Annotated in this window: 28 protein-coding genes; 10 read left to right on the forward strand and 18 right to left on the reverse strand. The window is 42.2% G+C overall.

Annotation, left to right across the window (positions count from 1 at the left end; all coding sequences use genetic code 11):
• Positions 1-113: 113 nt before the first annotated feature.
• Positions 114-242 carry a hypothetical protein gene (locus F1737_RS07435; RefSeq protein WP_317135954.1) on the forward strand — a complete coding sequence of 43 codons (129 nt, stop codon included), beginning with the start codon at positions 114-116 and terminating at the stop codon, positions 240-242.
• A gap of 174 nt (positions 243-416) precedes the next feature.
• On the opposite strand, the gene F1737_RS07440 is transcribed toward F1737_RS07435, so the two are convergent.
• The 4 genes from F1737_RS07440 to F1737_RS07455 all read right to left on the reverse strand — a co-directional run bounded on the left by F1737_RS07440 (position 417) and on the right by F1737_RS07455 (position 6,003).
• On the reverse strand, positions 417-1,109 hold the full coding sequence (locus F1737_RS07440; protein WP_317135955.1) for a type 1 glutamine amidotransferase: 693 nt from the start codon (positions 1,107-1,109) through the stop codon (positions 417-419).
• 72 nt (positions 1,110-1,181) lie between these two features.
• Positions 1,182-1,922: a ScpA family protein gene (locus F1737_RS07445; RefSeq protein ID WP_317135956.1), complete on the reverse strand. Its 741-nt coding sequence runs from the start codon at positions 1,920-1,922 to the stop codon at positions 1,182-1,184.
• On the reverse strand, positions 1,915-5,355 hold the full coding sequence (gene smc, locus F1737_RS07450; protein ID WP_317135957.1) for a chromosome segregation protein SMC: 3,441 nt from the start codon (positions 5,353-5,355) through the stop codon (positions 1,915-1,917). Before smc ends, F1737_RS07445 begins: the two co-directional genes overlap by 8 nt.
• 36 nt (positions 5,356-5,391) lie before the next feature.
• Positions 5,392-6,003 (reverse strand): DUF7518 family protein, encoded by a 612-nt coding sequence (locus F1737_RS07455; RefSeq protein ID WP_317135958.1) that lies wholly within the window; start codon positions 6,001-6,003, stop codon positions 5,392-5,394.
• A gap of 176 nt (positions 6,004-6,179) precedes the next feature.
• On the opposite strand from F1737_RS07455, the gene glyA reads away from it, so the two are divergent.
• The 4 genes from glyA to cofE are packed head-to-tail and all read left to right on the forward strand — an operon-like array spanning position 6,180 to position 9,871.
• The gene (gene glyA, locus F1737_RS07460; protein ID WP_317135959.1) at positions 6,180-7,454 is read left to right on the forward strand and encodes a serine hydroxymethyltransferase; all 1,275 of its coding nucleotides are present in this window, start codon (positions 6,180-6,182) and stop codon (positions 7,452-7,454) included.
• Positions 7,451-8,293: a bifunctional methylenetetrahydrofolate dehydrogenase/methenyltetrahydrofolate cyclohydrolase FolD gene (gene folD, locus F1737_RS07465; RefSeq protein ID WP_317135960.1), complete on the forward strand. Its 843-nt coding sequence runs from the start codon at positions 7,451-7,453 to the stop codon at positions 8,291-8,293. Before glyA ends, folD begins: the two co-directional genes overlap by 4 nt.
• Positions 8,274-9,083, forward strand: a complete 810-nt coding sequence (folP, locus tag F1737_RS07470) for a dihydropteroate synthase (protein ID WP_317135961.1) — start codon at positions 8,274-8,276, stop codon at positions 9,081-9,083. Before folD ends, folP begins: the two co-directional genes overlap by 20 nt.
• Positions 9,083-9,871, forward strand: coding sequence for a coenzyme F420-0:L-glutamate ligase (cofE, locus tag F1737_RS07475; RefSeq protein WP_317135962.1), 789 nt, complete (start codon positions 9,083-9,085; stop codon positions 9,869-9,871). Before folP ends, cofE begins: the two co-directional genes overlap by 1 nt.
• Positions 9,872-9,986: 115 nt before the next feature.
• Here cofE and cofC read toward each other — a convergent pair whose 3' ends face one another.
• The 8 genes from cofC to F1737_RS07515 form a co-directional block, all read right to left on the reverse strand.
• Entirely contained in the window at positions 9,987-10,622 is a 636-nt protein-coding gene (gene cofC, locus F1737_RS07480; RefSeq protein WP_317135963.1) for a 2-phospho-L-lactate guanylyltransferase, read from the reverse strand.
• Positions 10,623-10,689: 67 nt separating this feature from the next.
• Entirely contained in the window at positions 10,690-10,989 is a 300-nt protein-coding gene (locus F1737_RS07485) for a ferredoxin-thioredoxin reductase catalytic domain-containing protein (RefSeq protein WP_317135964.1), read from the reverse strand.
• Between the two features lie 30 nt (positions 10,990-11,019).
• Positions 11,020-11,715 (reverse strand): phosphoribosylformylglycinamidine synthase I, encoded by a 696-nt coding sequence (purQ, locus tag F1737_RS07490; protein WP_317135965.1) that lies wholly within the window; start codon positions 11,713-11,715, stop codon positions 11,020-11,022.
• A complete protein-coding gene (gene purS, locus F1737_RS07495) occupies positions 11,712-11,960 on the reverse strand; it encodes a phosphoribosylformylglycinamidine synthase subunit PurS (RefSeq protein WP_317135966.1) in 249 nt (82 codons plus the stop codon). Before purS ends, purQ begins: the two co-directional genes overlap by 4 nt.
• Positions 11,957-12,682 (reverse strand): phosphoribosylaminoimidazolesuccinocarboxamide synthase, encoded by a 726-nt coding sequence (purC, locus tag F1737_RS07500; RefSeq protein WP_317137881.1) that lies wholly within the window; start codon positions 12,680-12,682, stop codon positions 11,957-11,959. Before purC ends, purS begins: the two co-directional genes overlap by 4 nt.
• Positions 12,683-12,713: 31 nt before the next feature.
• Positions 12,714-13,700, reverse strand: coding sequence for a 7,8-didemethyl-8-hydroxy-5-deazariboflavin synthase subunit CofG (gene cofG, locus F1737_RS07505; RefSeq protein ID WP_317135967.1), 987 nt, complete (start codon positions 13,698-13,700; stop codon positions 12,714-12,716).
• 76 nt (positions 13,701-13,776) lie between these two features.
• A complete protein-coding gene (fen, locus tag F1737_RS07510) occupies positions 13,777-14,778 on the reverse strand; it encodes a flap endonuclease-1 (protein WP_317135968.1) in 1,002 nt (333 codons plus the stop codon).
• 47 nt (positions 14,779-14,825) lie between these two features.
• Positions 14,826-15,140 (reverse strand): hypothetical protein, encoded by a 315-nt coding sequence (locus tag F1737_RS07515; RefSeq protein ID WP_317135969.1) that lies wholly within the window; start codon positions 15,138-15,140, stop codon positions 14,826-14,828.
• 173 nt (positions 15,141-15,313) lie between these two features.
• Between F1737_RS07515 and F1737_RS07520 the strand changes: the two genes are divergently transcribed.
• Entirely contained in the window at positions 15,314-16,228 is a 915-nt protein-coding gene (locus F1737_RS07520; protein ID WP_317135970.1) for a presenilin family intramembrane aspartyl protease PSH, read from the forward strand.
• Here F1737_RS07520 and F1737_RS07525 read toward each other — a convergent pair.
• On the reverse strand, positions 16,164-17,138 hold the full coding sequence (locus F1737_RS07525; protein ID WP_317135971.1) for an NOG1 family protein: 975 nt from the start codon (positions 17,136-17,138) through the stop codon (positions 16,164-16,166). The genes F1737_RS07520 and F1737_RS07525 overlap by 65 nt on opposite strands.
• A gap of 45 nt (positions 17,139-17,183) precedes the next feature.
• Here F1737_RS07525 and F1737_RS07530 point away from each other — a divergent pair, with 45 nt between their 5' ends.
• Positions 17,184-18,062, forward strand: coding sequence for a CBS domain-containing protein (locus F1737_RS07530; RefSeq protein WP_317135972.1), 879 nt, complete (start codon positions 17,184-17,186; stop codon positions 18,060-18,062).
• A 126-nt stretch (positions 18,063-18,188) separates the two neighbouring features.
• Positions 18,189-18,440 carry a PRC-barrel domain-containing protein gene (locus F1737_RS07535; RefSeq protein ID WP_317135973.1) on the forward strand — a complete coding sequence of 84 codons (252 nt, stop codon included), beginning with the start codon at positions 18,189-18,191 and terminating at the stop codon, positions 18,438-18,440.
• On the opposite strand, the gene F1737_RS07540 is transcribed toward F1737_RS07535, so the two are convergent.
• The 5 genes from F1737_RS07540 to F1737_RS07560 all read right to left on the reverse strand — a co-directional run bounded on the left by F1737_RS07540 (position 18,429) and on the right by F1737_RS07560 (position 24,105).
• A complete protein-coding gene (locus F1737_RS07540) occupies positions 18,429-19,142 on the reverse strand; it encodes a phosphoglycolate phosphatase (RefSeq protein WP_317135974.1) in 714 nt (237 codons plus the stop codon). The genes F1737_RS07535 and F1737_RS07540 overlap by 12 nt on opposite strands.
• A gap of 18 nt (positions 19,143-19,160) precedes the next feature.
• Positions 19,161-20,135: a DNA repair and recombination protein RadA gene (gene radA / locus F1737_RS07545; RefSeq protein ID WP_317135975.1), complete on the reverse strand. Its 975-nt coding sequence runs from the start codon at positions 20,133-20,135 to the stop codon at positions 19,161-19,163.
• A gap of 191 nt (positions 20,136-20,326) precedes the next feature.
• The gene (locus F1737_RS07550; protein WP_317135976.1) at positions 20,327-21,637 is read right to left on the reverse strand and encodes a hypothetical protein; all 1,311 of its coding nucleotides are present in this window, start codon (positions 21,635-21,637) and stop codon (positions 20,327-20,329) included.
• Between the two features lie 24 nt (positions 21,638-21,661).
• Positions 21,662-22,957 carry a diaminopimelate decarboxylase gene (gene lysA, locus F1737_RS07555; RefSeq protein ID WP_317135977.1) on the reverse strand — a complete coding sequence of 432 codons (1,296 nt, stop codon included), beginning with the start codon at positions 22,955-22,957 and terminating at the stop codon, positions 21,662-21,664.
• Positions 22,957-24,105, reverse strand: a complete 1,149-nt coding sequence (locus F1737_RS07560) for an LL-diaminopimelate aminotransferase (RefSeq protein ID WP_317135978.1) — start codon at positions 24,103-24,105, stop codon at positions 22,957-22,959. Before F1737_RS07560 ends, lysA begins: the two co-directional genes overlap by 1 nt.
• A 249-nt stretch (positions 24,106-24,354) precedes the next feature.
• Here F1737_RS07560 and F1737_RS07565 point away from each other — a divergent pair, with 249 nt between their 5' ends.
• A complete protein-coding gene (locus F1737_RS07565) occupies positions 24,355-24,651 on the forward strand; it encodes a DUF1894 domain-containing protein (protein WP_317135979.1) in 297 nt (98 codons plus the stop codon).
• Positions 24,652-24,729: 78 nt separating this feature from the next.
• Positions 24,730-25,461: a formate dehydrogenase accessory sulfurtransferase FdhD gene (gene fdhD / locus F1737_RS07570; RefSeq protein WP_317135980.1), complete on the forward strand. Its 732-nt coding sequence runs from the start codon at positions 24,730-24,732 to the stop codon at positions 25,459-25,461.
• Positions 25,462-25,465 lie beyond the last annotated feature (4 nt).

The following is a 25,465-nucleotide window of genomic DNA, read 5'->3' on the forward strand; positions in this document are numbered from 1 at the left end:
AACACTCCCATCCGAGTGGTTTTGGTTCTCCATTAAAGAATCGAGATAACAATATGGGCTTTATTCACATATAAACCCTGTTGTTTTAGTCTCAGAGAAAGACGGGAACAAACATGCTTAGCACATTAATCCACACATCTTTTTTCTCCGTAGATATTCCACGCGATTTCAAATCACGCTTCGTTGCGTGGTTTGTATCCGGAATACTTCGGCCTTACAAAGTGGTCTTCCGTGACATATAAAGGTTGGCACAAAAAGATCAGAATCCACAGACAAACCTGATCATGCCCTACAAAAAAAGAACAAATTAGCGATTTTTGATGAAATTATGATCACTCGCGCAAATGACATGTCAGAAGATAAAAGTCTGACAATGAAAAAATGTAATGATAAAATCTTAGAGATACGGATATGACCTATAATTTTTCAAAATATTCAAGAATCAAATACATCACCTCATTCAAAGGCCCTGTTTTATCAATACCAAGTATTTCCGGAGCGGTTTGAATTGAGTCAAAACCCTCTTTTATATCATAAAAACAATTTTCAACGAGATTTCTGACATTGACACCCGTAACCTCAGGATGAAACTGAAGCCCTAAAATCCTTTCATCATAGAGAAATGCCTGATTATCGCACGCAGGACTTTTAAAGAGGTGTTCTGCACCACAGGGTATTTCAAAAGTATCCCCATGCCAGTGAAATGCCAAAAACCTCTCCGGCAACAAACTGCACAGAGCATTGTCCTCCTTTCCACAGCACATTTCAACACCAAACCATCCCACCTCGGGTTTCCTGTTTTTCGTAACCTTCGCACCCAAAACAGAAGCAATAATTTGTGCACCAAGACAGATTCCAATAACTTTCTTCTCCGAATCTATTGCAGACATAATAAAACTCTTTTCTTCAGCAAGCCACGGATATTTATCTTCCTCATAAATGTTCATAGTGCCTCCCATTACAATGAGAAGATCAAAATCAGATAAGATAGGAAGAGATTGTCCATCGTAAAGCCTTGTTTCAGAGAATGAATACCCTTTTTTCTGCGCCCAGTGTCTGATACAACCAGTATCCTCAAAAGGAAGGTGAATAAGAGAATGTATTTTCATATCGGAATATCATTCTGAATTTCCCGCCGGATTATATTTTCCAACATACCAAAAAAATTAGATTAATTAGATTTATTCCGGAACTTTGTCTTCTTCAAACTTTTCCGGAGACCAGTCTGAAATCTTAATCTCACCAAAAAATTCATCCTGAAAGATCATCAATTTTCCTTCAAGCATCAGAAAAAGAAGAGGAATATAGGCAGAGCGCATATCCGAACCGGTTTTTTTACAGATATCGCCGAGTGTAACTGCTCCCCTTTCCTTCACAAGATCCCTATAGCAGGCGAAAATCGTATCAGCAGACTTCTGAAAATCCTCCTCGTGAGCAACGGAAACAACATCTTCAGCCTCAACATGAAGAATGGGAAGACTTTCCTTTCGCCTCTGTTTTCTCCTCTGCATCTTCTCGGCAGTCTTCAGCTCCTTTATTAATTCATAAAGGGTAACAAGACGTTTCCTCTGACTCTTGCGATTTATTCTCCTTTGAATCTCACGTTCCAGCCTCTCAACAGGCTCTGCAAAATCATCAAATGAGAAACTTTCATCCCCCGAATCAGACTCATACTCAAAATCTTCATCATAGTATTCCCCGTCACACACATCATCGGGGGACTCCTCAAGATACTCCGATTTCATCCTTAAAAGAAAAGAAGCATAAAACAGAGTCCTGCCTGAAACTCTTAAATCCAGCTTCTGCATCCGGTCAAGTTCGTTCAAAAAACGATCGGTAACCTCAACAATATTAATATTCCAGGGGTCAATCTCGCCAGACTCTGCCATGCGGACAAGAATCTCAACAGGTTCTTCATCCATTATTTTTTACACCGGTAACATATGTGGACTTGTCAGGCCTCGTTGTAACACCAATGATCCTGTCAGCCCGCTCAATAGTCGGTCTTCTAAGCGAAACACAGATCGTCTGGGCATTTGCTGACAGCTCACCAATCATCGAGGAAACACGCTCGACATTTGAACCGTCAAGCATCATATCAACCTCATCAAGAGCATAAAAGGGGGCAGGCATGTACTGCTGAATTGAAAATATAAAAGCAAGAGTTGTCAGGGATTTCTCTCCCCCCGAGAGTGACGACAACAGATGAACCTTCTTCTCACGGGGCTGGACTGCAAAAGTCATACCGCCGCTAAAAGGATCGGATTCATTGTCAAGGACAAGATGGCCGCTGCCTTCAGTAAGTCTTGCAAATATTTTTCTGAAATTTGTATCTATTGCAGAATAGGCTTCCATAAAAGTTTCAAACTTCATCTTGCCATAATGATCAATTCTCTCAATTAGATTGGCTCTTTCACGGGACAAAACGTCCTTTTTCTCCGATCTCTCCAAAACCCTGCTCTTTGTCCGGTCATAATCCTCAATTGCGAGCATATTCACAGCACCAATTTTTTTAATCTCGCGCTCGCATTTTTCAATACCTTTATTTATCTCAGACATTGTAAGATCGGTTGAAACATCACCGGCTTCCTGTTCCAGTTCGGCGATTATCCCAATTATCTCACATTCACGCTCACCAATAGAAGATATCTGAAGATTTACGCGATCACACTCACCATTGATCTCAATAATTCCCTTCTCAGCCCGGAGAATATCATCCTTTATCAAATCCCGCTTTCCCTGAAGCTCATTTAGTTCTTCAGAGAAATTTTGTCTTTTCTCCTCAAGGGATACTACAAGCTCCTGGTTTTTGGTAATAGATTCTTCATGACCAAGAATATCAGAGTCAAACCTGTTTATTTCATCTTCAAGCTTCTCCCTTATCCCGTTTAACTCTGAAATACGGTTTTGAAAATGATTCCTCTCTCTCTGATTGTCGTTAATATCGTAATCCTTGTTTTTCAGCCTGTTTTCAGCTTCCTCAACCCTTTTCTTTAACTGTTCATAATTTTCGGTCAGTTCAGGTATTCCGGTGTCTGAAAGCTTCTTTTTCAAAGACTCCGATTCAGAATTTAATTTGGAGATTTCAGCAGATATTGTCTTCAGGCTCTCCTCAATAACCGCAAGTTTTCCTCCCCCTACACGTACTTCATCGGACATCCCCTGCTTTTTTAGAAGAATTGCCGACTTTTCATCCCGAAGTAATTCCAGACGTTTTGTGATCTCTTCTGAAAGGAAATCATAGCGCCGGACCTGCTCATCAATCTCCGACCTTCTGTCCCTTCTTTCACTTGCCTGAGCGGTATACCTCGCAACCGCACCCGTCAGATCAGACTCTTCAGAGTGCAGACCTGCAAGCTTCATCCGGAGTTTTTCAATTTCATCGTCAACTGCCACACCAAACCCTGAGACCTTCTTATTGATCGAACCTCCGGTCATCGCACCCGCTTTTTCAACGAGTTCTCCATCAAGTGTGACAATTCTCCTGTTGCCCATCATACTTCTGGCTGTTTCCAGGTCCTTTACAACAACAGTCTGTCCAAAAATGTACCTGAAAACAATTTCATAGAGGGGATCATATTCAAGGAGATCAGCTGCATATCCGATAACCTTCCGGTTTTCAATGGGGGGAAGATCAGGAGCCCTGAGTTTATTTAGCGGCAGAAAGGTAAGTCTTCCAAGTTTGTTTGACTTAAGATAGGATATTGCATCCGCTGCAACCCTGTCACTCTCGACTACAACATTTTTGAGTCTGCCTCCTGCCGCCACATCAAGCGCAGTAGCATATTCACCGGGGGCTTTTCCAAGCTGGGCAACTGTTCCGAAAACACCGTCCATCTCCATAACGGCATCCATTGCCCTGCCGCCTGCACCCCCCGAAACCTGCTGCTGGGCTTCAAGACGCATCAGTTCACGATCAAGCCTTCTTGCTTCATCCCGTATTTTCTCAACAGCAGAACGGTTTTCAAATAATTTTGATTCAACTTTTGAAAGCTCGGAATCTATCACTGATTTTTCGGATTGAAGCGAGGACAAAAGCGCTTCATATTCTTTTATCTGCCCCGATTTCTCACCAATCTCCTGATCAATCAGGATTATTCTTTCTTCAAAACGCTCTTTTTCCTCTGTCCTCATCCTGCTTTTTTCAATTAAAACGTCCTGTTCACGAAGCAAATCTGATTTTTCATTCTTCTTTGCCTCAAGATCATTCATCAGGGAAAACAGCTGCTCTTTAGCCCCTTCAACAGCGCCACTCTCCCTGTCAAGCCGGATTTTTACAGTATCCATCTCAGCACGGACTGTTGAAAGTTCCATTCCAAGATTTGAGCGATCTATTGATAAATTCCTTATTTTATCGGTGAATTCCAAAACTTTGGACTCGGCACGCTTTGAATCCAGGAAAACTTTCTGAACCGACTCCCTGTTTTCAGCCTTTTTCTGATTTAACTGCTCAATTGAAGCTTCACTGAGTTTTATATTTCCGCGGGACTCCTCAATGGATGATAAAAGAGACAGATATTCAGTACCGCTTTTTTCATTTATCTCACGGTCCAGTTCATGAGCCCTGTTTTTAAGTTCTGATAGTCCGGATTCACATTCCAAACGCTTTGATTTGAATTCATCAAGCTTTTGATTCTGTTCGGTGAGAAGATTCTTCAATGCAGAAAGTTCATCCTTCTTCTCATTAAGCCGGGCCGCCGAAAGACTGTTTTTATAAAAATCAAGCTGATCCTGCCATTCACGGAATTTTATTGCCTGTTCTTTTTCGGATTCAAGCTCCAAAAGACGCTTTTCAAGCTCCGCAAGCAAGAGTTCCTCCCTCTCGATTCTTTCCCGGACAACTTCAAGTTCAGAGAGAGCCTGATTTTTCTTCTTATCAAATTCCGAAACACCTGCAATTTCATCGATAATGCGACGCCTCTCGGTATCACTCATCTCGGTTATTCTTGTGATGTCCCCCTGCATCACAACATTATAACCCTCAGCTTTTATCCCGAATTTTGAAAGGACTTCTACAATATCACTCTGCTTGCAGGCACGATCATTGAGATAATTATAGCTGTAGTAGCCATGCGGAGTCCTTTTTATCTTTCTCCGGATTTTTGTATCATCAGAAAAAGTAATTGAAACTTCAGCAGTATTTTTCCCGCTGTTCAGATTTATCAGATCAGTCAGTTTTTCAGCTCTGAGACCGCGTGCACTTGAAAGTGCGAGGCAGAACAGGATACTGTCGATTATATTGCTTTTGCCCGAACCATTCGGACCGGAAACAACTGTAAAACCTTCATTAAATGGAATTTTTGTCTTTTTACCAAAAGACTTAAAATTATTGATTTCAAGTTCGGTTATGTACAATGGCCAGATTCCCCTTAAATAACCGGTTGAATATTATTATTTCCGCCTTCTTTTAATCTCTACCGTGTCGTCATCGTCAGCGTAAATAAGTGGTTTTCGATCACGCGGATCACCGCCACGCCTTCCTGCAGGACTTACACCTCCGCCCCTGTGATCAGCAATGATCATATCGTCGCCTTTCTTGACCTCTTTTTTCATAGTTCCGTCAGGCTGAATAATCATTACCTCTTCGGGCAGTTCATCTTCAAGCCCGGAATAGCTCTTCACAGGTTCGGCAGGTTTCCGGGCAGCAGCCACAGAAGAAGTTTCTACAGCAGGATATTTACGTGATGCAACCTCCCCGTCACGGGCAGCCCTCTCCTGATTTTTTTCCTGAAACCTTTCAGGAGGCCTTTTTGCCCCTTCATCATGTGATTTTGAAAGTTTCTGAATACAGGCCTTTAAATCCAGCATTTCTGCTGTCAGACCCCTGACAAGTCCGTCAATTTCCTTTACCTGACACTCGATCTCCTTGATCCTCTCTTCATCCACCGGATTTAGATTGTTATACTCATGGATACTGTCCCTTAACATTTGAATCTCCCGCTCTTTTTCATCGATGACATGCTCGAGATCTCTAACTTTTGAATCTGTATTAGTTATATCCATCTCGGATTCCCCAATTATATGAAATGTAAGCTTATCACCTTAAATAATATTCTTATGTAGAATGCGCCATTAATAGTTATTTCCTTTTTTGTGATAAAAATACTAAAATCAACACCTTACTTAAAAGCGAATAATGCCAAAATACTATATGCCTATTAAAACCAACCTTTTTGCATATGTCTTATCTGGCCGAGTATGACCCAGAAGTCTACGAAATAATTGAGAAGGAGCGCCTCCGTCAGGTTAACGGATTAGAGCTCATTGCATCAGAGAATGTAGTAAGTAAAGGTGTTTTGGAAGCTGTTGGATCTATTTTGACCAACAAGTATGCTGAAGGATATCCTGGAAAAAGATATTACGGCGGATGCGAGTTCCACGACATGGTCGAGAACCTGGCACGCGACCGTCTTTGTCAGCTTTTTGGTGCGGAACATGCAAATGTTCAGGCAGTATCCGGAAGTCAGGCAAACCAGGCAGTTTACTTTGCTTTCATGCAGCACAATGACAAAATGATGAGCCAGGATCTCTCACAGGGAGGTCATTTATCACACGGTTCACCTGTAAACATCACCGGAAAGTGGTATTCCGTATCACACTACGGCGTTGACAAGGAAACCGAGACTCTCGATTATGCACAGATTGCAGATCAGGCAAGAAAGGAAAAGCCAAAGATGATTGTATGCGGTGCAAGCGCTTACCCACGTACAATTGATTTCAAGGCTTTCAAAGAGATTGCAGAAGAAGTGGGGGCATACTGCACAGCCGATATTGCACACATTGCAGGTCTTATTGCAGGAGGACAGCACCCGACATCAGTCGGCGTTGTTGACTTTACAACCACAACCACACACAAGACCCTCAGGGGACCCCGTGGCGGTGCAATTATGTGCGGCGAAGAGTTCGCAAAGGATATTGACAGATCCGTATTCCCCGGAATGCAGGGCGGCCCTCTTATGCATGTGATTGCAGGAAAGGCAGTCTGCTTTAAAGAAGCACTTCAGCCTTCATTTAAGGATTACGCAAAACAGATCGTTAAAAACTCACAGGCAATGGCAAAAGTTCTCATGGAAGAAGGACTCGACCTTGTATCCGGCGGAACAGACAACCATTTAATACTCCTCGACCTGACAAACCTAAGTCAGAACGGAGGGGAACATTTAACTGGTCTTGACGCAGAAAACGTCCTTGGAGAAGCAGGTATAACTGTTAATAAAAACACCATTCCACGTGAGAAACTCAGTCCTTTCGTTACCAGCGGCCTCAGGATAGGAACACCTGCCGTAACATCACGCGGAATGAAAGAGGAAGAGATGAAGCAGATCGGTTACTGGATTGCAAGAGTCTTAAAGGACGTTTGCAAAAACAAGAATTCAAAAGAAGTTATCAGCGAAGTCAAACAGGAAGTAACCGAATTTGCAGGCAAATTCCCACTTCACCCTGAAGAAGCATGATTCTTAGCGGAAAAGATATCTCGGAAAAAAGGCTTGAATCACTAAAGGAAGAGATAGAGAATTCAGGCTTAAACCCCTGCCTTGCAACTGTAATTGTAGGAAATGATCCTGCATCGCAGATGTATGTCAGGATGAAGCACAGGGCATGTGACAGAGTCGGCATAAAATCCGCCGGTGTTGAACTGCCCGAAGAGGTCACAACATCAGAGGTTGTAGAGGCTGTATCAAAACTAAATGCAGACCCCTCTGTCCATGGAATACTTGTACAGCTGCCACTTCCAAAGCAGGTTGACACAGAGGCTGTAATAGAATCAGTATCCCCTGAAAAAGATGTTGACGGATTTCACCCGTACAATATAGGCCAGCTTTTCAGCGGAAGACCACAGTTTGTCCCCTGCACACCGGGCGGTATCATGACACTCTTTAATGAGTATGGCATTGAACTTTCCGGGAAAAAAGCTGTTGTTGTAGGCAGATCTGTTGACGTTGGAAGGCCAATGGCTGCACTCTTAATTAATGCCGATGCAACCGTAACAGTCTGCCATTCAAGAACAAAAGATCTTGAAGCAGAAATGAAGGAAGCAGACATACTTGTAAGCGCGATTGGAAAGGCAAGATTTGTCAAAGAGGAAATGGTCAAAGAAGGTGCTGTTGTTATTGATGTGGGTATAAACTATGATGAAAACGGAAACCTTTGCGGTGATATTGACTTTGACACTGTTTCTAAGAAATCATCTGCAATAACACCGGTTCCGGGAGGAGTCGGCCCTATGACAATTGCAACGCTTATGGAAAATACCCTTAAGTCAGCAAAATATCATGCAGACCTGCAAAATTAAAAATATTGAAATCGGAGGCAGTAAGCCCGCCAGAATAATGGGCATAATAAACTGCAGTCCCGAATCTTTTTTTTCAAAATCATATTCCAAAACAGAAGACGCCTTTAAAAAAGCCGTTGAACTTGTCGAAGAAGGGGCGGATATAATCGATATAGGGGCTAGAAGCACAGCTCCAAACTCTCCGTTCATCAGCATAACGGAAGAAAAAGAAAGAATTACCTCCGCACTCAAAGATTTCAGAGGAAGCGGCATTCCGTTGTCTGTTGATACAATGTACCCCGAAGTTCTCGATGCATGCCTCCGCTATGACATTGACTGTATCAATGACATACATGGACTTGCAAACGAAGAATTCGCAAAAATTGCAGGCGATTCAGGTCTTCCGGCAATACTTATGGCAACAAACAAAATTCCCGGTGATCCTGAAACATTTGACGGAGTCATGGGAGCACTCAAAAATGTTTTGATAAGGGCGGATAAGTTTGGTATAAACAATGTCATCCTTGACCCTGCAATAGGAAAATGGACCCCACAAAGACCAGTCGAAACCGACTGGGAATTATGCAGGAAATTTTCTGAATTTAAAAGCCTGAAGAGACCTCTGCTTGCAGCAGTCTCAAGGAAGTCTTTCATAGGGGCACTTATACAAAAAGATGCTGAAAACCGGCTTTCAGGAACTCTTGCCGTTACATACAGACTCCTGCAGGAAGGCGCATCGGTTGTAAGGGCACATGACGTTTCAGATACAAAAGATTTAATCACTGTATTTGAAAAGATAAACAGATTATAATGGTCAGTTCCTTTCAGGTCTTTGGAATAAAAACCGGCCTTTTAAAGCCGGGAGATAATTTTGCGGAAATTTTGATTGATGAAGCAAAACAGGCAGGCGGCCTCTTAGACGGAGACATAATAGTCATTGCCGAGAGTGCACTTGCAACTGCTGAAGGAGCGGTAGTCCGCCTTAAAGATGTCATACCCTCAAAAGAGGCTCTTGAATATAGCAAAAAATATGGCATTGAGGAGAGACTTGCCGAAGTGGTAATACAGGAGAGCGATTCAATAGTCGGAGGAATACCCGGGTTTCTCCTCTCCATGAAAAACGGAACACTCCTTCCAAACGCAGGTATTGACGGTTCAAATGCCCCGCCGGGCGCTGTTGTAACACTTCCAAAAGACCCTGATAAAAGTGCAAGGAAAATACACGACGAGATTCTTTTAAAAACCGGTATTAATACAGGCATCATTGTTGCGGATTCCCGCACCCATGCAATGAGGCTTGGATGTTCAGGTGTTGCAATCGGCTGTTACGGTATGACAGCCGTTACAGATGAAAGAGGGAAAACAGATCTCTTTGGAAGAGAGCTTGAAGTAACCCAGCTTGCAATTGCGGACAGTATTGCATCAGCCGCAGAACTTACAATGGGAGAGGCGAATGAGTGCACGCCGGCCGCGATAGTCAGGGGACTTTCAAGATATCTCTCTGATGAATCAGGAATTGAGGGAATTGAACCGTCAAAATGTCTGTTTATGGGTGTTGCGATGAAAGCGGATCTCTCATTTATGAAAAATCAGTTATAACTATTTTTCAAATAAAAATTTTCTAAAAATACTAAAATCAAAAAACAGGTAATTTTACCTGTTTCTTAAAAATATTGTTGGATATTTGTCAGCCAGCCGGATAATTATTTAATATTCATTCAAAATCGTCAGTTTTTCTCTTTATCCCGACTCTGCCTTTCTCAACAGAGAGTAAAACACCCTTTTTTTCAAGATAATTTCTACTGAGTCCCTTCCCGTGCAGAATTATCTCAACCAGATCTTCTCTCTCGTCAATATCAGTAGAGAGCCTGAACGAATCAATTACATCAATTGACATTCCAAGCTCCTTTGCAATCCTGATATGATCAAGGAAACTTGCACCGTAAAAATCCACATGGAAGTATGAAGGATTTTTAACAAAAATTGCATTGGTGCCCCCTCCGCGACCGGGAACAATCGCAAAGTCACAATCTGTTGATATTACACGTTTTACAGAGTCATAATCAGCAAGAGGAATATCAGACATTATTATCAGAACAGGTTCATTTTTTCCTGACAAAAATTCGTTGAGCGCCTCATTTAAACCAAGAGCCATTACAACTGTTTCTGCATCTTCAACTTCAAACTCTTCCGTTGAAAGAAGAACCGTATTAAGGCCTGCACTGTTTGTAATTTTAATTACATCATTTAGCATACAAACTGCAAAATTTTCACGTTCTTCCTGGCTGAGAATACACGAAAGTCTCGTTTTGGGATTTTTCGGCCTGAAAGGGATGACTGCATATACCATTTCTATTATCAGGGTTTAAACGTCCAATGCCTAAAAAGCATCGAATTAAAAATGCACAAAAACAGATTTATTTAAAGAAAAACTGACAGTGGCAATTACCGTCATTTTTGATTTCATCCTCATGGTATATGCAGGGGCATATAATTTCGGCGTCTTTTTCAGGATCTCCCGAACGGATTCTGCACGGGCAGTACTGCTCACCATATTTTATTGTATTTCTGGCAAGACCTTTTAAAACCGCTCCAAGCTGCCTTTCATCACCATTAAGTTTCCAGCCGTTTTCACCTGCATAACCCTCTGCCCACAGATGAATTTTTTCTGAGAGTTCTTTTAATTCTTTTCTGCTTTCTTCGGTGTCGGTTGTCATACTAAATACCCGCCTCCTCAAATAAAATAATTATTGTGATTCAATATATGCAATCATCGAATCAAACACTTTCTTACCATCAGATGATCCTAAAACATCTTCCGATGCTCTTTCGGGATGAGGCATCATAACAAGAACATTATCGTTCTCTCCGAGAACACCGGTGATATTTGCGGCTGTTCCGTTGGGATTGGATTCCTGATTCACATTGCCGTTTTCATCACAGAAACGAAATGCAATGCGGTTGTTTTCCAAAAGCACCCTGAGATCTTCAGGTGATGCGACATATCTGCCCTCTTTGTGTGCAATAGGAATCCTGATAACCTCCCCTTCGCTGTACAATGAAGTGAAAGGGGATGTATTGTTCTCAACTCTCAGATAAACATCCTCACAGATAAACTTCGGATACTCATTTATTGTGAAAACACCGGGAATAAGGCCACTCTCAGCACCAATCTGTGCCCCGTTGCAGATTCCAAGAACAAGCCCTCCTGCCTCTGCGTGTCTTATTACATCTTTCATAACAGGTGTACGCGTTGCAATTGCACCTGCACGGAGATAATCACCGTAACTAAATCCACCGGGAAGAATTATGCCGTCATATTTCCTTTGCAGACCGTCTTTATACCACACAAGGTCAGTATCGACTCCACAGACGTCCTGCAGTACATGAAGTGCATCGCGGTCGCAGTTGCTTCCTCCAAACTGAAGAACGGCAAATCTCATTGTCCGGCAACCTCAATTGTGTAACTGTGTATAACAGGGTTGGCCAAAAGCCTCTCACACATCTCAGCAGCCTTTGCATTTGCTTCCTGTTCATCCGCAGCTTCAAGGGCTATTTCAAACAACCTTGCAGTTGAAAGAGATTCTGTTTCAAACCCAAGGTTTGACAGTGCATGCTGAATGGCACGTGCTTCAGGGTCAAGCATTCCGCCTTTCAGGGATATTGTAATTTTCACATTAAACTTCATTTGATTTGCTCCTTTTTCCAGTTAATAATCTTTTCAACCACACGGGCATAGGCGGTCATAACGTCACCTTTGTTAAAACGGTAGACATCCTTGTCAAATGACTCCCCTGTTTCCTTGTCCCAAAGACGCATGGAATCCATACTTATTTCATCGCCTAAGATTATTTCATTTCCGCGCCTTCCAAACTCGATCTTGAAGTCAACAAGTACAAGACCAAGCTCATCAAAGAAATCATAGAGGAGTTTGTTTATTTCAAGTGTTGTCCTGCGGGCCTCATTCAATTCATCACGGGTCAGGAGGCCGAGCGCGAGAATAAGATCATCATTAACGGCAGGGTCTCCCTTCGCGTCATCCTTATAATCCGTAACAATTACAGGCGGATTTAATACCTGTCCTTCCTTTAGAGGAAGCTTTTTTGTAATTGAACCTGCTGCACGGTTTCTTGCGATTACTTCCAGAGGTATCATCTCAAGTTTTGAGACAAGCATAGTCTTTTCATCAATCATACGGATGAAATGCGTCTTTATCCCATGCTTTTCCAGATAGTCAAAGAAGAAGGCCGAAACTGTCGCATTATAAACGCCCTTGCCGGAGAACTGATCATGTTTCTCACCATTAAAGGCAGTCATATCATCTCTAAATAAAGCAATCAGCTCATCATCATTGTCGGATTTATAAATCGACTTTGCTTTTCCTTGATAGATAAGTTCTCCAATTTCCATAAGTTTCATACAACCCCGGAATAGTCATATATTATTTGTAACTTCTATGCTGAATATCTTTGTTGAGTTTATCGATTAAACCGGAGAGTCTCTCCGGGTACCATCCCTTATCAATATACTTCTGATAGATGCATAATCTCTCCTCAAGTCTTCTTTTGCCAATTATATTTTTGAGATTTTCAATCTCCGGCCAGGGATGCTCAGGGTTTACATAGTCAATTGTAACAGGCGATACCCCGCCAAGATCATTTACCCCGCATTCAATCAGTTCTGATGCATCTGAAAGATTCGGCGGGATCTGAATGCTGATATCATCCGGGAGTATCTCACGCGCAAGGTTTATTGTATCACATATTTCTTCCTTTGCCGGCACAGGCCACTTCTCCATTGAAGTTCCTTCTTTCGGACAGAAATTCTGGATAATCACTTCCTGTATATGCCCGTATCTCTTGTGAAGGGACTCAATTACCTCAAGAGATTCGGTTCTGTCAGAAGGTGTTTCGCCAATACCGAGTAAAAGTCCGGTTGTAAACGGTATTTTTAGTTTCCCGGCATCCTCCATCATACCTATTCTGACTTCAGGTTTTTTGCCGGGACTGTTTTTGTGGGCAGGTATATCAGCTGTTGTTTCAAGCATGAGACCCATGCTGGCGTTGACATCCCCTAACCACTCCAGTTCATTATAGTCGAGAATTCCTGCGTTTGTATGAGGCAAAATACCCATTTCAATAGCAGAAAGCGACATATCATAACAATATTCAAGAATTGTTTCGTATCCGTACCGGCGGATATATTCCAAAAAACCGTCTTCAAGTCCGGGCCTTTCTCCGAATGTAAACAGAGCTTCCGTGCATCCGGATTTAACACCCAGATCCAGTGTTGACAAAACATCCGCCTTTGGCATTACACATCCGTCTTTTACAGGTGTCTTGAAAATACAGTAAGAACACCTGTTATGACAGACATTTGTAAGGGGAAGAAACACATTGCGCGAATATGTGATGATGCCAGGTTGCATGAAAAATATATTCTTCTTTTTCATATTCAACCAATCGGATTTTCAAAAAAAGTAAAACCGGGGAGGGGCCCCCTGGTTAAAACCACTGATCAAGGGTCTTTTGTCCCGCACCTTCATTTAATTTGTCAAGAACACTCTCAACCCTTGCATGCGAGAAATCATATTCCTCACACAGCATCTCAAACAGTTTATCAGAGTCGGTTTTGTCCCATTTTAGATTGTAGTCCCTATGACAGGGGGGATTTAGAAAAAACTCCTTTACAGGATAAGGATCAAATTCAGGAGCTTTTTCCTTAATGAATGAATCAAAATTATCATTTTTTACAATCTTCAACGCGGTTTTTGCACCGACACCCCGGATTCCTTCATTGAAATCCGTCCCGATTAAAATACCCATCTCAATTAAATTTTCAACGGTTATGCCCAAACCAAAGAGAACTTCCGGGAGTAAAATGAATTCCGGATTAACAGTAATCGTCCTGCCACGGACTTTCCTTTTTCTGCTGACCGTAAGATTTCTGACAAGTTTTGGTGCACCAAAGAGAAGGGAGTCATAGTCCTGTGATACCGTGAATGAAACATCCCCGTTAATCACCATAAAGGCCGCCTGCGCCTCACCCTCACTTGGTGCATCAACAACAGGAATACCCATCAGCGAGAGAAGCCTCTTTGAACTCTCAATAATTTCGGCATCAACTTTTGTGGCGGAACGCGCCTGTTTGTAGGCCTCCTGTGTGTCACCGACAGAAACCGCCCGTTTGTATGCAATTTCTGCTTTTTCCTTTGCTTCACGCCTCTCCTTTATTGTATCCGACTTGAAATCGGGAGGCCTGCCGTCAAAAATAAAAACAGGTTTCATTCCTTTTTCAAGAAAATTTGAAACCCTGAAAAACATGCCTGAAAGGTGGGATGTAACCCGTCCCTCCCTGTCCATCAGAGGTGTTCCGTCCGGTTGTCTAATCGTTGTTAAAAACTGATATAGTGCATTATTGCCATCAAATGCACCTTTCCCGGAGAGCTTATCCCATCCCGCCGGATTTTTGTAGTCTGATAAAATATCTCTTAGTGCGACACCCATGTTATGCCAAACCTGCCAAAATTAAAATTAATACTTTTATGATTTAATTATCTGTAAACACGACGTGATAAGGCAGTAACCATTTCCCCGACCTCGTCCACCATCTTGTCGCATTTTTGATCGACCTTGCCGGTTATTTCCTCAAGGTTCACCCTCATTGTCCTCTCACGTGCCTGCAACGTCTCTTCAAGAGTGTTTATCTTATTGCATAATGACAGAATAAGGCCTGCAAGAGATATCATCATAAGACCTGTTGATACAGCAACAATCCAGTCCTGCCACAGTCTTACAACCATAACAAGGGTCGAGATAACAAGTATGACTGCAAGGACTATATCCTTCATATTGTCATATTCATCCATACTTTTAGATGATGACAGAATACTAATTAAACTAACTATCTAAAATCAAAAAATAATACAAAAAACATTGCTTTTCTTCATAAAGATTTCTCAAATAAATATATGATAAAGAATAGACCACCTAAATAATGAATATCTGCGGAATTTTCCGCACTATCCGGAGAGACTATCTAATGGAAATAAAAGAGATCATGCCATTCATTGCAATGGGGGTTATGATGCTGATCGTTCAGATTACGGCGGTTTTACTCTCACCTGTTATGAATGATGCAGGATATGCAGCTTTTGAAGACCCGGCAGCAATTGAAAATACAATATTTTTTATAGGGATTCTTCTGGCATTTACAGCATTTATGCTGATTCTGATTAAATTAAAAGGCAAAAGACTTCTCAACTGGATTATCGCATTTTCAATATTTCTTGTATTCGTGTATATATTTGCAGCAATTGCAGGATTATTTATCAGTTCATTAATTCCTGTACTGGCAATCACTCTTGTGCTATCAACAGTTTCAACAATTCTCCTGTACAAATACCCTGAATGGTATGTCATCGATGTACTTGGAATTTTAATCTGCGCAGGGGCTGCCTCAATATTCGGGATCTCACTTGAAATCCTTCCGGTGATCCTGCTTTTGGTATTGCTTGCAGTTTATGATGCAATTTCGGTTTACAAGACAAAGCATATGCTAACACTTGCGGAAGGTGTTATTGAAACAAAAGCACCGATTCTGGTGGTTGTTCCCAAAAATATAAACTATTCCTACATAAAACAGGGCATAGAACTTGATAAGGACAAGAGCGAGCGCGGCGCTTACTTAATGGGCATGGGTGATCTGATTATGCCAAGCATATTGATTGTATCAGCACATGTCTACCTTAAAGCGCCGCTTCTTGCAATCGGAATAAGTCTGCCGGTTCTGACCGCAATAATTGGTTCAATTGCAGGCCTTGGGGTTTTATTATACTTCGTTGCAAAGGGAAACCCTCAGGCAGGTCTCCCCACATTAAATGGTGGTGTGATTACTGGTTTCCTTCTGGGCTGTTTTGCAGCAGGTACTTGGGGCTGGATTCCAGGTATTTTGTAACCATATCCAATACTTCCCTTACCCCTTTTCTTGTAACAGTTGACATATTCATATATCCGGGATACTCTTTCATATCAGATTTATTGATGATTACTTCAACCGGTACTTCATTGGTCAGTTCCTTTAAATTTTCATAAAGCCTGAACTGTTCCTCCAGAGAGTAACCGCATGCCTCACTTGCATCAACAATAAAAAGAATCAGATCTGAAACATTTCTTATTGCGGATAGTGCCTGATGCTCGATTTCATTTCTTTTCTCATAAGGTCTGTCAAGAATTCCGGGAGTATCCACGAGCTGAAATCTGAACCTTCCATATTCACGGTGCCCAACAATTATCTTCTTGGTTGTAAATGCATAAGCAGCAACCTGCGGCGTTGCTGATGATACAATATTCATAAAGGATGATTTGCCGACATTCGGGTATCCGGCAACTACAACCGTAAATTCCTCCTCCCTTATGTCAGGAAGTTTTCTAAGCACATTTCTTGCGTCATTTAAGTATCTGAGATCTTTGTCAACCTGGTGAACAATCGATGATATACGGGCTGTTGCCTGCTTTCTCATTGCGTTCGTATCCTCGGATCTTCTCATATCACGTGCATATGAACCGCCGACACTTCTTGTCTGCTCGGCTGCCCACTTAAGCGCTCCAAGAGAATGTCTTATTTTATCAACACTAAAAAGCAGATTTACAATATCCGTGTAAAACGGCGAGAGTTCGTCAAAATTCGGAAACTTTTGTACGGTATCCGTAAGTTTGTCATAGACAGAACTGTATATTGAACGTATAAACTCTTCATTTGCGCGGTCTTTATTGCGCTTCTCTTTTCTTACCATCGCAGAACGGCGTAGTGCCCGATCCAGCACTTCGTCTGCGGTAGGTATTGTAGGTATATTTTCAAATTCCACAAAAAACCCGAATACTATTTATGTCTACCATAATCAATTATCCTTATGGAATTATCCCTCATCCAAAAGGATATACTTATTACCCTGATAACACTTTATCATCAGAAATCTTCTGCCATAAAAGGAGAGGGAATCGCAGAAGTCCTCAAAAGAAACCCCGGTACGGTAAGAAATCAGATGCAGGCACTAAAGGCACTGGGTCTTGTCGACGGGGTTCCGGGACCTAAAGGAGGCTATACGCCGACATCACTTGCATATCAGGAATTAAATTTAAAGGAATATGAAAAAGAATCCAACGTGCCTATAAGCAGAAACGGGGTTCTAAACGATAGCGTAAATGTATCAGAGATTGATTTCACAACTCTGTGTCATCCGGACCTGTGCCACGCAGTCATAAAACTGATTGGAAGTGTCAAGTCATTTGAGATAGGAGATGAGGTGACAGTCGGTCCTTCTCCTGTAAACAGACTTCTTGTAAAAGGAGAGGTTTTTGGCAAGGATGAAGTCAAGCAGTGTCTTTTGATAACAATTTCTGAGATAATATCACTTCCAAAAAAGCAAATATCCCACTATATGAGCTCCCCTGTGTTTACGCTGAATAAGGACGATACTTTCAGTCAGGCAATCAGTCTTTTCTCTGACAAAAAGATACACGGCGCCCCTGTCATGGACGGTGAGAAGATGGTAGGCATAATCACTCTCAGTGACATTGCAAAAGGAATAGACAAAGCCGGAAGCCTTCTGAAAAAAGTAAAAGAGGTTATGACAAATGATGTCGTCATAGTCTCCCCTAATGTAAATCTCTATGAAGTTATCGGACGTTTCAAGGAACAGAAAATCGGAAGAGTTGTGATAATTGAGAATGATAAACCGGTTGGAATACTGACACAGTCCGATGTAATCAAAGTCTTCCCTGCACTTTAAAAGATCAACCCATATATTTTTAAGGCAATATATCGACAATAAAGCTTTAAACAGGTCTAATAACCGAATATTTTAGAGAAATATTACAATGATTTAAATAGTATTATCTACACTAATATTTTTAATATGAAGAATACTTTCTCCCGTAGTCTCTCAAAGAAACAGGTTATGAGTACAGATGGAATGGTCATCGGTACAATTCGCAATATAATGGTTGATATGGATTCAGGTCAGGTTGAGAGTCTTGTGGTAAGACCGGAAACAGGATTTGATACAGCCGGCTACACCATTGACGGCGACAGACTTTTCATTCCGTTTGAGGCTGTAAGAGATATCAGGGATTATATTGTGGTTGACAGGTACCTGTCAAAACAATGACGGGAAGAATTTACGGACACATTCAGCAAACCCGTCTCCATATTTTTTTGTACTGACATAATCTGCGGCATCCTGTGCTTCTTTTTGGCCGCCCATCACAGCAACACCGGTACCTGCGGCTTTTATTAGTTCAATGTCATTTGAAGAGTCTCCAAAGGATATGAATTCCTCCGCTTTTATTCCCATATCTTTTGAAAGATTCAAAAATGTGCTTCCTTTTGTTACACCTTCTGACTGGATGTGTACTGCAAATCCGGAATCAAGAATTTTTACAGGCATTCCCTTTACAACATCACGGACTTCATCAGGTTCGACATTCCTTGCAAAGGCAACATCGGCAAAACGGTATTCAGGACTGTAAAGCTCAAGCTCAATTCCTTTATCGCAGTAATAATCCTCCAGCAGTTCAAAAGCCTTCCAGCACATGGCATGATCGCCGCATACCTTCTGCTCCCCTGTAAAACCTACCCTGTAAACACCTCCGTTTTCAGCGATTATTGTCCCGTCTGTTCCAATCATCTTTGAAAGCATTGTGATTGAACACACAGTGTTCCCGCTTGCCAGAACAACAGGAATTCCACTGTCAACAAGGGTCCGGATAACAGAAATTGCATCAAGATTGATTCTACGTCTTTTATCGGTAATAGTTCCGTCAATATCGCAAATCAGGGCCTTTGGAAAAAAGTTGGAGGTATTTGTCATCTATATTTATATGTGATTTCAGATGGATTTAAGACCTGCCATTTCTACAACAAATGCCGCCTCTCCTTCAGGCTGGTCAGGACTATCGACAAGTTTTGCAACCCTCTTTCCGCCTTTGCTCTTCCTGAGATAGACACGGAATTTTGAAGCATGCCCGACAATGTTTCCTCCGGTAGGTTTGGTCGGATCTCCAAAGAAGACTGCCGGATTGGACTGTACCTGGTTTGTAACAATTACTACGGCATTTGACTCTTTTGCAAGTTTTGCAAGATCATACATGTATTTATTCAGCTTCTGCTGACGTGCAGACAGAGTGCCACGTCCCGCATATTCCGCACGGAAATGTGCCATGAGTGAATCAACCACAATAAGCCGGAGAGGCTTGTCAGTCTCCCTCAACTCTGATGCAAGCTCACGGATACTGTCGACCAGAAGCATCTGATGATCGGATGTAAATGCTTCTGCGACATGAATGTGGCTTAGGAACTCCTCTGCATCAGGGATTTCCCCATCAACTTCGAGACCCTCAACCATCTGCCTGACTCTTTCCGGCCTGAAAGTATTCTCGGTATCGATATATATGACCGAGCCGTTGAGTCCGCCAAGCTCTTCGGGCAGCTGTGCATTCACAGACATCTGGTGGGAGATCTGACTTTTACCTGATCCAAACTCACCATAAAATTCTATGATGGACATGGTCTCAAGTCCTCCCCCCATAAGTTCATCGAGTTCAGGTACAAGAGTGCTTAACTTCCGGACATTTTTCCTCTCCTCAAACACCTGCATGCCTGTACGAAATCCCCCGATATCAGCCATTTTTCGGGCTTCCTTGATCATCTTTTTTGCAGTCGCCTCACCTATTTCGGCGGCCTCTGCAAGATCGGCAGATGATGCGGTTGCAATACCTTCTATTGTTGAATAACCCGCATCACGAAGTTTATCAGCGGTTGTTGGCCCTACTCCCGGCAAATCTTCTATTTCATGTTCTGACATTATTTTTTCACCTCAAAAGAACATTCTTACAATTCAGTTTGGATTCGTAGTATATATTCCAATACCGTGCGGTGCGAAAGTAATATTTCCGGTTCACCAGCATTAATAAATTCATAGATTTAAATCAGGACAATATATGATTGAAAAATAATTTGCAGACCAGGATACATAGACAAAAATACCGGGTATTTTTAATCAGCATATATGTCCTTCAGATTTGATACCCTCTCTTCAAGATCTGATCTTAAAACGACAACCGGTTCAACACTGTCTGCGTAAATTCTGCTGCCCCTGATTATTCCGTCAGCCTTTACAAAAAATCCTTCAGGGAGACTAAAACTGCCCATAATAAGAAAACTGCCCCTCCCGGACTCAAGATAATATCCGTCACAAAGCCTGTTTATAAAACCTGTAAGTGAAACAGATTCCCCATCCTTTGAAGAACCGGTTGCATAAATCAGGGAGTCATAACCTGAATGAATCTCAAATACATCTCCGGATTCATCATCGCCTCTGAAAGCATTACGCTTAACCACCCTGCCGGAATAAATCTCTGCGATATCTCCTTTGAACAGAGGACGAAGGGCATTATTTCCCCACAAAACAAAAGGACAACTGCAGGTGCCATCACTCATCAGTCCCTTTCGTCTCCAGGAGATATTCCCGTTTTTTGTAACAAAACTCTCAGGTTTGTCACATAATTCAATCTTCGTTCTGATGTTGCAAAAATCCAGATTGCAGGCATCATGAAGGGATATAAATGAGGATTCCACAACATCCCCTGACACCATCACAGATGTCTGAAGGGAGGATGAATATTCTTTGAGGCCGCATTTTGCCTTTTCCAAAAGACCGGAGACCTCAACAGTCATACCCGCAGAATATCCCTCAAAAAGTTTGGGATTCCAGCAATTTAAGACAACACCGCCCATCCTGCTGACGCCTGATATCCTGCACCAAAACCCTTTCTCCCCGTCTTTTCTCCGGTATTCGGAAACTTCACCTATGTCAAGAATTTTTAGTATGACAGTCTGTTGGGAGAGGGTTTTCATTCCGTTTTCCCGGAGAGAAAGTTTGAGATCGGATTTCTGCATATCAACTGCAAATATCTGACTCCTGCTTTTTACCCTCCCGGCAATCTCAATCACATCACCAACTGAAATCTCATTGACGCATAATGCTTTTTCATCCCAGAAAACCAAAACAGCCTCTCCCGTATCATCACCTACAAGAATGCGGGATACAAGACCGGGAGTATCATCAGACCTCTTAAATTCACGAGGCCCTGCGATGTCAATTACCTGTCCGAAAAATGAGTTAAGAGTCGGTTTTGAATTTAATTTTGATATTTTGGGATGGAGGCGGCCCGCCTCTGAAACGATTTCAAGAGATGCCCTGTTTTCAGATTCCTCGTCATCGCTCCCGCCGGTCAGATCATATACCGCCGCCTCAAATTCATCCCACGTAAAGAGATCATCCACGAGCGCGTAATAAGCTCTCAATGCCTGACTTACTCCTTTTAATCCTTATTTTTCATGCCAGGGAAGTTTTTTCATTGTATTTACAATGTCAATTACAGTCTCGGCCCTGCGCATAACTGCTGACCTGTCTCCTGCAACCATAACCTCAGGACAGCGGGGACGGCAGTTATACTGAGATGACATTGAATATCCGTATGCACCTGTGTCAAGAATGGCAAGAATGTCCCCGTCCTCAATCATTGGCAGTTTCCTGTCGGCCGCAATAATGTCACCGGTTTCACAGATAGGCCCTGTTACAGTGTAATCAGTTTCTGCTTCCTTATCCGCCTTGTTTGCAACGATTATCTCATGATATGAATCGTACATTGCGGGACGGAGGAGAAGGTTGAATCCGGCATCAACATTTACAAACTTCTTATGAGCGGTTTTGACAGAATTTACATTTGTAAGAAGAACGGTTGTGTCTCCGACAAGATTTCTTCCGGGCTCAACCCAGAGCTGCGGTTTTATGCCGAGTTTCTGTATGCCTTGTAAAAATACAGGCAGAACAGCATCTGCATATTCCTCAGGAGTCGGTGCAACCTCGGTCTCATGCCTGTAGGGAATGCCAAGACCTCCTCCGATGTCTATGAATGAAAGCCTGACACCCAGTGCCGTAATATCCCCTGCAACCTTTACCATGACCTCTGCAGCCTTTGCAAACGGTGCTACGTCAAGAATCTGTGAGCCGATATGGCAGTGCATTCCAACAGGAACAACATTCTCACATTCCATAGCCGCACGGTATGCATCTGTTATCTGGTCTGCAGGTATTCCGAATTTGCTTGTTGCAAGACCTGTTGCAATCTTCGGGTGTGTCGGGACATCTATTGCAGGATTAATCCTGAATGATACCTCAACAATTTTCCCTGCATCCCCTGCAATTTTGTTAAGCTGACGAAGTTCATCAAAAGAATCAAGAGATACTTTCACTCCCTTTTCAACGGCAAGCTTTAGATCCTCTTTTGTCTTTGAACTGCCGTTGAACAGAAGTTTTTCAGGTTCCATCCCGGCAAGAAGTGCAAGGTGAAGTTCTCCTGATGAAAATACATCTGCACCTGCTCCCAGTTCGGCAAAAACTTTCATGACTGCAAGATTGCCGTTTGCTTTGGCGGCATAAAGGAGCTGTACATCTTCATAGTGCTTCTTTAATGCGCTGTCATATCTCTGAAAGTTCTCTCTTAAACGGTCTTCATCAGTAACATATACAGGTGTACCATACTCCTGCGCCAGGACAGTGCAGTCATGTCTGCCGATATACAGATGTCCGTCTTTTACGGTAAGATGACCTGGAAGTTTCATCAGTACTCAAGCCCCCTCATACGCTCAAGAGCTTCCTCTATCCTCTCAACGCTGCGTGTTATTGCGAACCTGACATATCCTTCGCCATTGCTGCCAAATCCTACTCCGGGAGTTACAACAATACCTGCTTCATTGAGCATCTTCTGAGCAAAGCTCATACAGTCATCAACCTTCATCCAAACGTAGAATGTTGCCTTTGGTGAATTTACCTCAAATCCGAGATCACGAAGGCCGGCTACAAGTACATCGCGCCTTTCCTGGTAAACCCTGCATGCATCCGATACGCATTCCTGTGATGATGTAAGTGCGGTTATTCCGGCTCTCTGGATTGCATCAAAAGCTCCTGAGTCCACATTGGTTTTAACACGCCCGAGACCGGCTATGAACTTCTCTCCTCCGACTGCCATTCCAAGACGCCAGCCTGTCATATTGTATGTCTTTGAAAGGGAATGCATCTCCATACCAACCTCTTTTGCTCCGTCAGCCTCAAGGAAGGAAGGCGCTTTGTATCCGTCATAAGTTATCTCGGAGTAAGCATTGTCGTGTACAACAACAATTTCATTCTCCTTTGCAAACTCAACAACCTCTTCAAAAAATGACAGGGGTGCAACTGCTGCCGTAGGATTGTTTGGATAACCAAAAAACATCAGTTTTGCCTTTTTCAAGACATCTGCAGGGATCTCGTCAAGTGCAGGCAGAAAGTCATTATCTTCGGTTAATGGAAGCTGATGGAGTTTACCTTCTGAAAACAGGGTTGATGTCTTATATACCGGATATCCGGGATCTGTTGCCAATACATAATCACCCGGATTTACAAAAGCCTCAGGTACATGGGCAATACCCTCTTTTGATCCTATTAATGCAAGAACTTCTGTTTTTGGATTAAGATCCACATTGAACCTTTTTTTGTACCACTCAGAAACAGCCTCGCGGTATTCAATCATTCCTGTGTAATCAGGATAATGATGTGTAGAAGGATCGCGGGCTGCATCACAGAGTGAATCCACAATATGCTTTGGAGTAGGGAGATCCGGATCTCCTACACCAAAGTCGATTACATCCACGCCTTCAGCCCTCTTTTGAGCCTTCAGGGCATCTATCTGCGCAAACAAATATGGTGGAAGATTATCAAGACGTTTTGCATACATTTACCTTAATTTAGGAATTGATCTCTAATAATATCGCTCTTTGAATGCCTGCATGATCATGCGGCAAAATGGTATCGAATATATTTTATAATTTCAGCCATCTATAACCATCCTAAAGAGTCAGGAAAATATCCGTGATCTTTTTATCCGGATTTTTTTACGAAAAAAACAAAATTACATCCAACTGATGAAAATCATATAATATTAAGTATTCATACGATAATTTCAGATAAAAAATTAGGAGTGTTAATGAACCGTTGCATAAACAAACTCAGACCGGACATCATTGAAGAGGAAATAGCTCCTGAAGAAGCGGTTTCCTATATCAAAAAGAAGTCCCCGGAGGTTTACAAGATGCCCGAAGGGTTTACCATCAAAGGCGTCACAATTCTCGGAGACCCTCCGCTTTTTGTCGGGTTGAAACCAAAGAAAAAGGAAATTGTTTTTTATTTCAAGAAACCCTGCTTTGGGACATATCTGATGAAAATTGAAGGCAGTGAGGATGATTTTTCCAAAATAAGAAGCGAAGGAAAACTCATTGAATAAATAAAATATTTATATTCTGCATTAACACTGCACAATCTTTTTTCGTATTGAATCACAATCTAAATTCAGGTTGGTTTTATGGTATTAAAGGAAGTTCAGGCAATTCAGGTAAATGAAGATTCTGCAAATATAATTTCAGATTATGTCGTCAATGAAGACACAATTTCGATATACATAAACAATGATCACATAACAACACAGGTTGCAACACTTATGGACCTCAGGGAACTTGGCGCAGGCTTTGCCATTTCCGAAGGCTTATGTGAGCATGTCGACAGGGTAGACTCCGAAGGGGAAAAAATCTATGTATATGCCGATATATCAGGAGAAATAAAGCCCAAATACTGCTCATCGGGAGGAACGAGCATGTCACTTGAGACAAAGTGCGTAACCGCTGACATCACCATAGATCAGGAGGACATTTTCAGGGCAACAAAGGAGATAATATCTGACACCTGGAAAAAAACCGGCGGCGTCCACTGTTCAGTTCTCTTCAAAGACAAGGAAATCATATCAAAAATGTCTGATATAGGGCGGCACAATACAGTCGACAAGGTAATAGGATTTGCAGAGTTGAACAATATCGACAGATCAAAGTGCTATCTTGGCTGCACCGGAAGACAGCCCTCAGGTATGGTTTCCAAATGTGCAAATGCAAACATACCCGTAATAATTTCCAAGTCCGCATCCACAACTGAAGGTATAATGACCGCACAAAAAACAGGGCTGACTCTTGTCTGTTTTGCAAGGGACAGGAGATTTACAATTTATGCAAATCCGGAGAGAATAAGGGGAATAAAACTCCCCTGAGATT

It is taken from the genome of Methanoplanus sp. FWC-SCC4 (assembly GCF_032878975.1).
Taxonomy (GTDB): Archaea; Halobacteriota; Methanomicrobia; order Methanomicrobiales; family Methanomicrobiaceae; genus Methanochimaera; species Methanochimaera problematica.

Coding starts and splice junctions, on each gene's coding strand:
- F1737_RS07435 (WP_317135954.1), top strand. CDS start 114: ATGCTTAGCACATTAATCCACACATCTTTTTTCTCCGTAGATATTCCA.
- F1737_RS07440 (WP_317135955.1), bottom strand. CDS start 1,109: ATGAAAATACATTCTCTTATTCACCTTCCTTTTGAGGATACTGGTTGT.
- F1737_RS07445 (WP_317135956.1), bottom strand. CDS start 1,922: ATGGATGAAGAACCTGTTGAGATTCTTGTCCGCATGGCAGAGTCTGGC.
- F1737_RS07455 (WP_317135958.1), bottom strand. CDS start 6,003: ATGGATATAACTAATACAGATTCAAAAGTTAGAGATCTCGAGCATGTC.
- glyA (WP_317135959.1), top strand. CDS start 6,180: ATGTCTTATCTGGCCGAGTATGACCCAGAAGTCTACGAAATAATTGAG.
- folD (WP_317135960.1), top strand. CDS start 7,451: ATGATTCTTAGCGGAAAAGATATCTCGGAAAAAAGGCTTGAATCACTA.
- folP (WP_317135961.1), top strand. CDS start 8,274: ATGCAGACCTGCAAAATTAAAAATATTGAAATCGGAGGCAGTAAGCCC.
- cofE (WP_317135962.1), top strand. CDS start 9,083: ATGGTCAGTTCCTTTCAGGTCTTTGGAATAAAAACCGGCCTTTTAAAG.
- cofC (WP_317135963.1), bottom strand. CDS start 10,622: ATGGTATATGCAGTCATCCCTTTCAGGCCGAAAAATCCCAAAACGAGA.
- F1737_RS07485 (WP_317135964.1), bottom strand. CDS start 10,989: ATGACAACCGACACCGAAGAAAGCAGAAAAGAATTAAAAGAACTCTCA.
- purQ (WP_317135965.1), bottom strand. CDS start 11,715: ATGAGATTTGCCGTTCTTCAGTTTGGAGGAAGCAACTGCGACCGCGAT.
- purS (WP_317135966.1), bottom strand. CDS start 11,960: ATGAAGTTTAATGTGAAAATTACAATATCCCTGAAAGGCGGAATGCTT.
- purC (WP_317137881.1), bottom strand. CDS start 12,682: ATGGAAATTGGAGAACTTATCTATCAAGGAAAAGCAAAGTCGATTTAT.
- cofG (WP_317135967.1), bottom strand. CDS start 13,700: ATGCAACCTGGCATCATCACATATTCGCGCAATGTGTTTCTTCCCCTT.
- fen (WP_317135968.1), bottom strand. CDS start 14,778: ATGGGTGTCGCACTAAGAGATATTTTATCAGACTACAAAAATCCGGCG.
- F1737_RS07515 (WP_317135969.1), bottom strand. CDS start 15,140: ATGGATGAATATGACAATATGAAGGATATAGTCCTTGCAGTCATACTT.
- F1737_RS07520 (WP_317135970.1), top strand. CDS start 15,314: ATGGAAATAAAAGAGATCATGCCATTCATTGCAATGGGGGTTATGATG.
- F1737_RS07530 (WP_317135972.1), top strand. CDS start 17,184: ATGGAATTATCCCTCATCCAAAAGGATATACTTATTACCCTGATAACA.
- F1737_RS07535 (WP_317135973.1), top strand. CDS start 18,189: ATGAAGAATACTTTCTCCCGTAGTCTCTCAAAGAAACAGGTTATGAGT.
- F1737_RS07540 (WP_317135974.1), bottom strand. CDS start 19,142: ATGACAAATACCTCCAACTTTTTTCCAAAGGCCCTGATTTGCGATATT.
- radA (WP_317135975.1), bottom strand. CDS start 20,135: ATGTCAGAACATGAAATAGAAGATTTGCCGGGAGTAGGGCCAACAACC.
- lysA (WP_317135977.1), bottom strand. CDS start 22,957: ATGAAACTTCCAGGTCATCTTACCGTAAAAGACGGACATCTGTATATC.
- F1737_RS07560 (WP_317135978.1), bottom strand. CDS start 24,105: ATGTATGCAAAACGTCTTGATAATCTTCCACCATATTTGTTTGCGCAG.
- F1737_RS07565 (WP_317135979.1), top strand. CDS start 24,355: ATGAACCGTTGCATAAACAAACTCAGACCGGACATCATTGAAGAGGAA.
- fdhD (WP_317135980.1), top strand. CDS start 24,730: ATGGTATTAAAGGAAGTTCAGGCAATTCAGGTAAATGAAGATTCTGCA.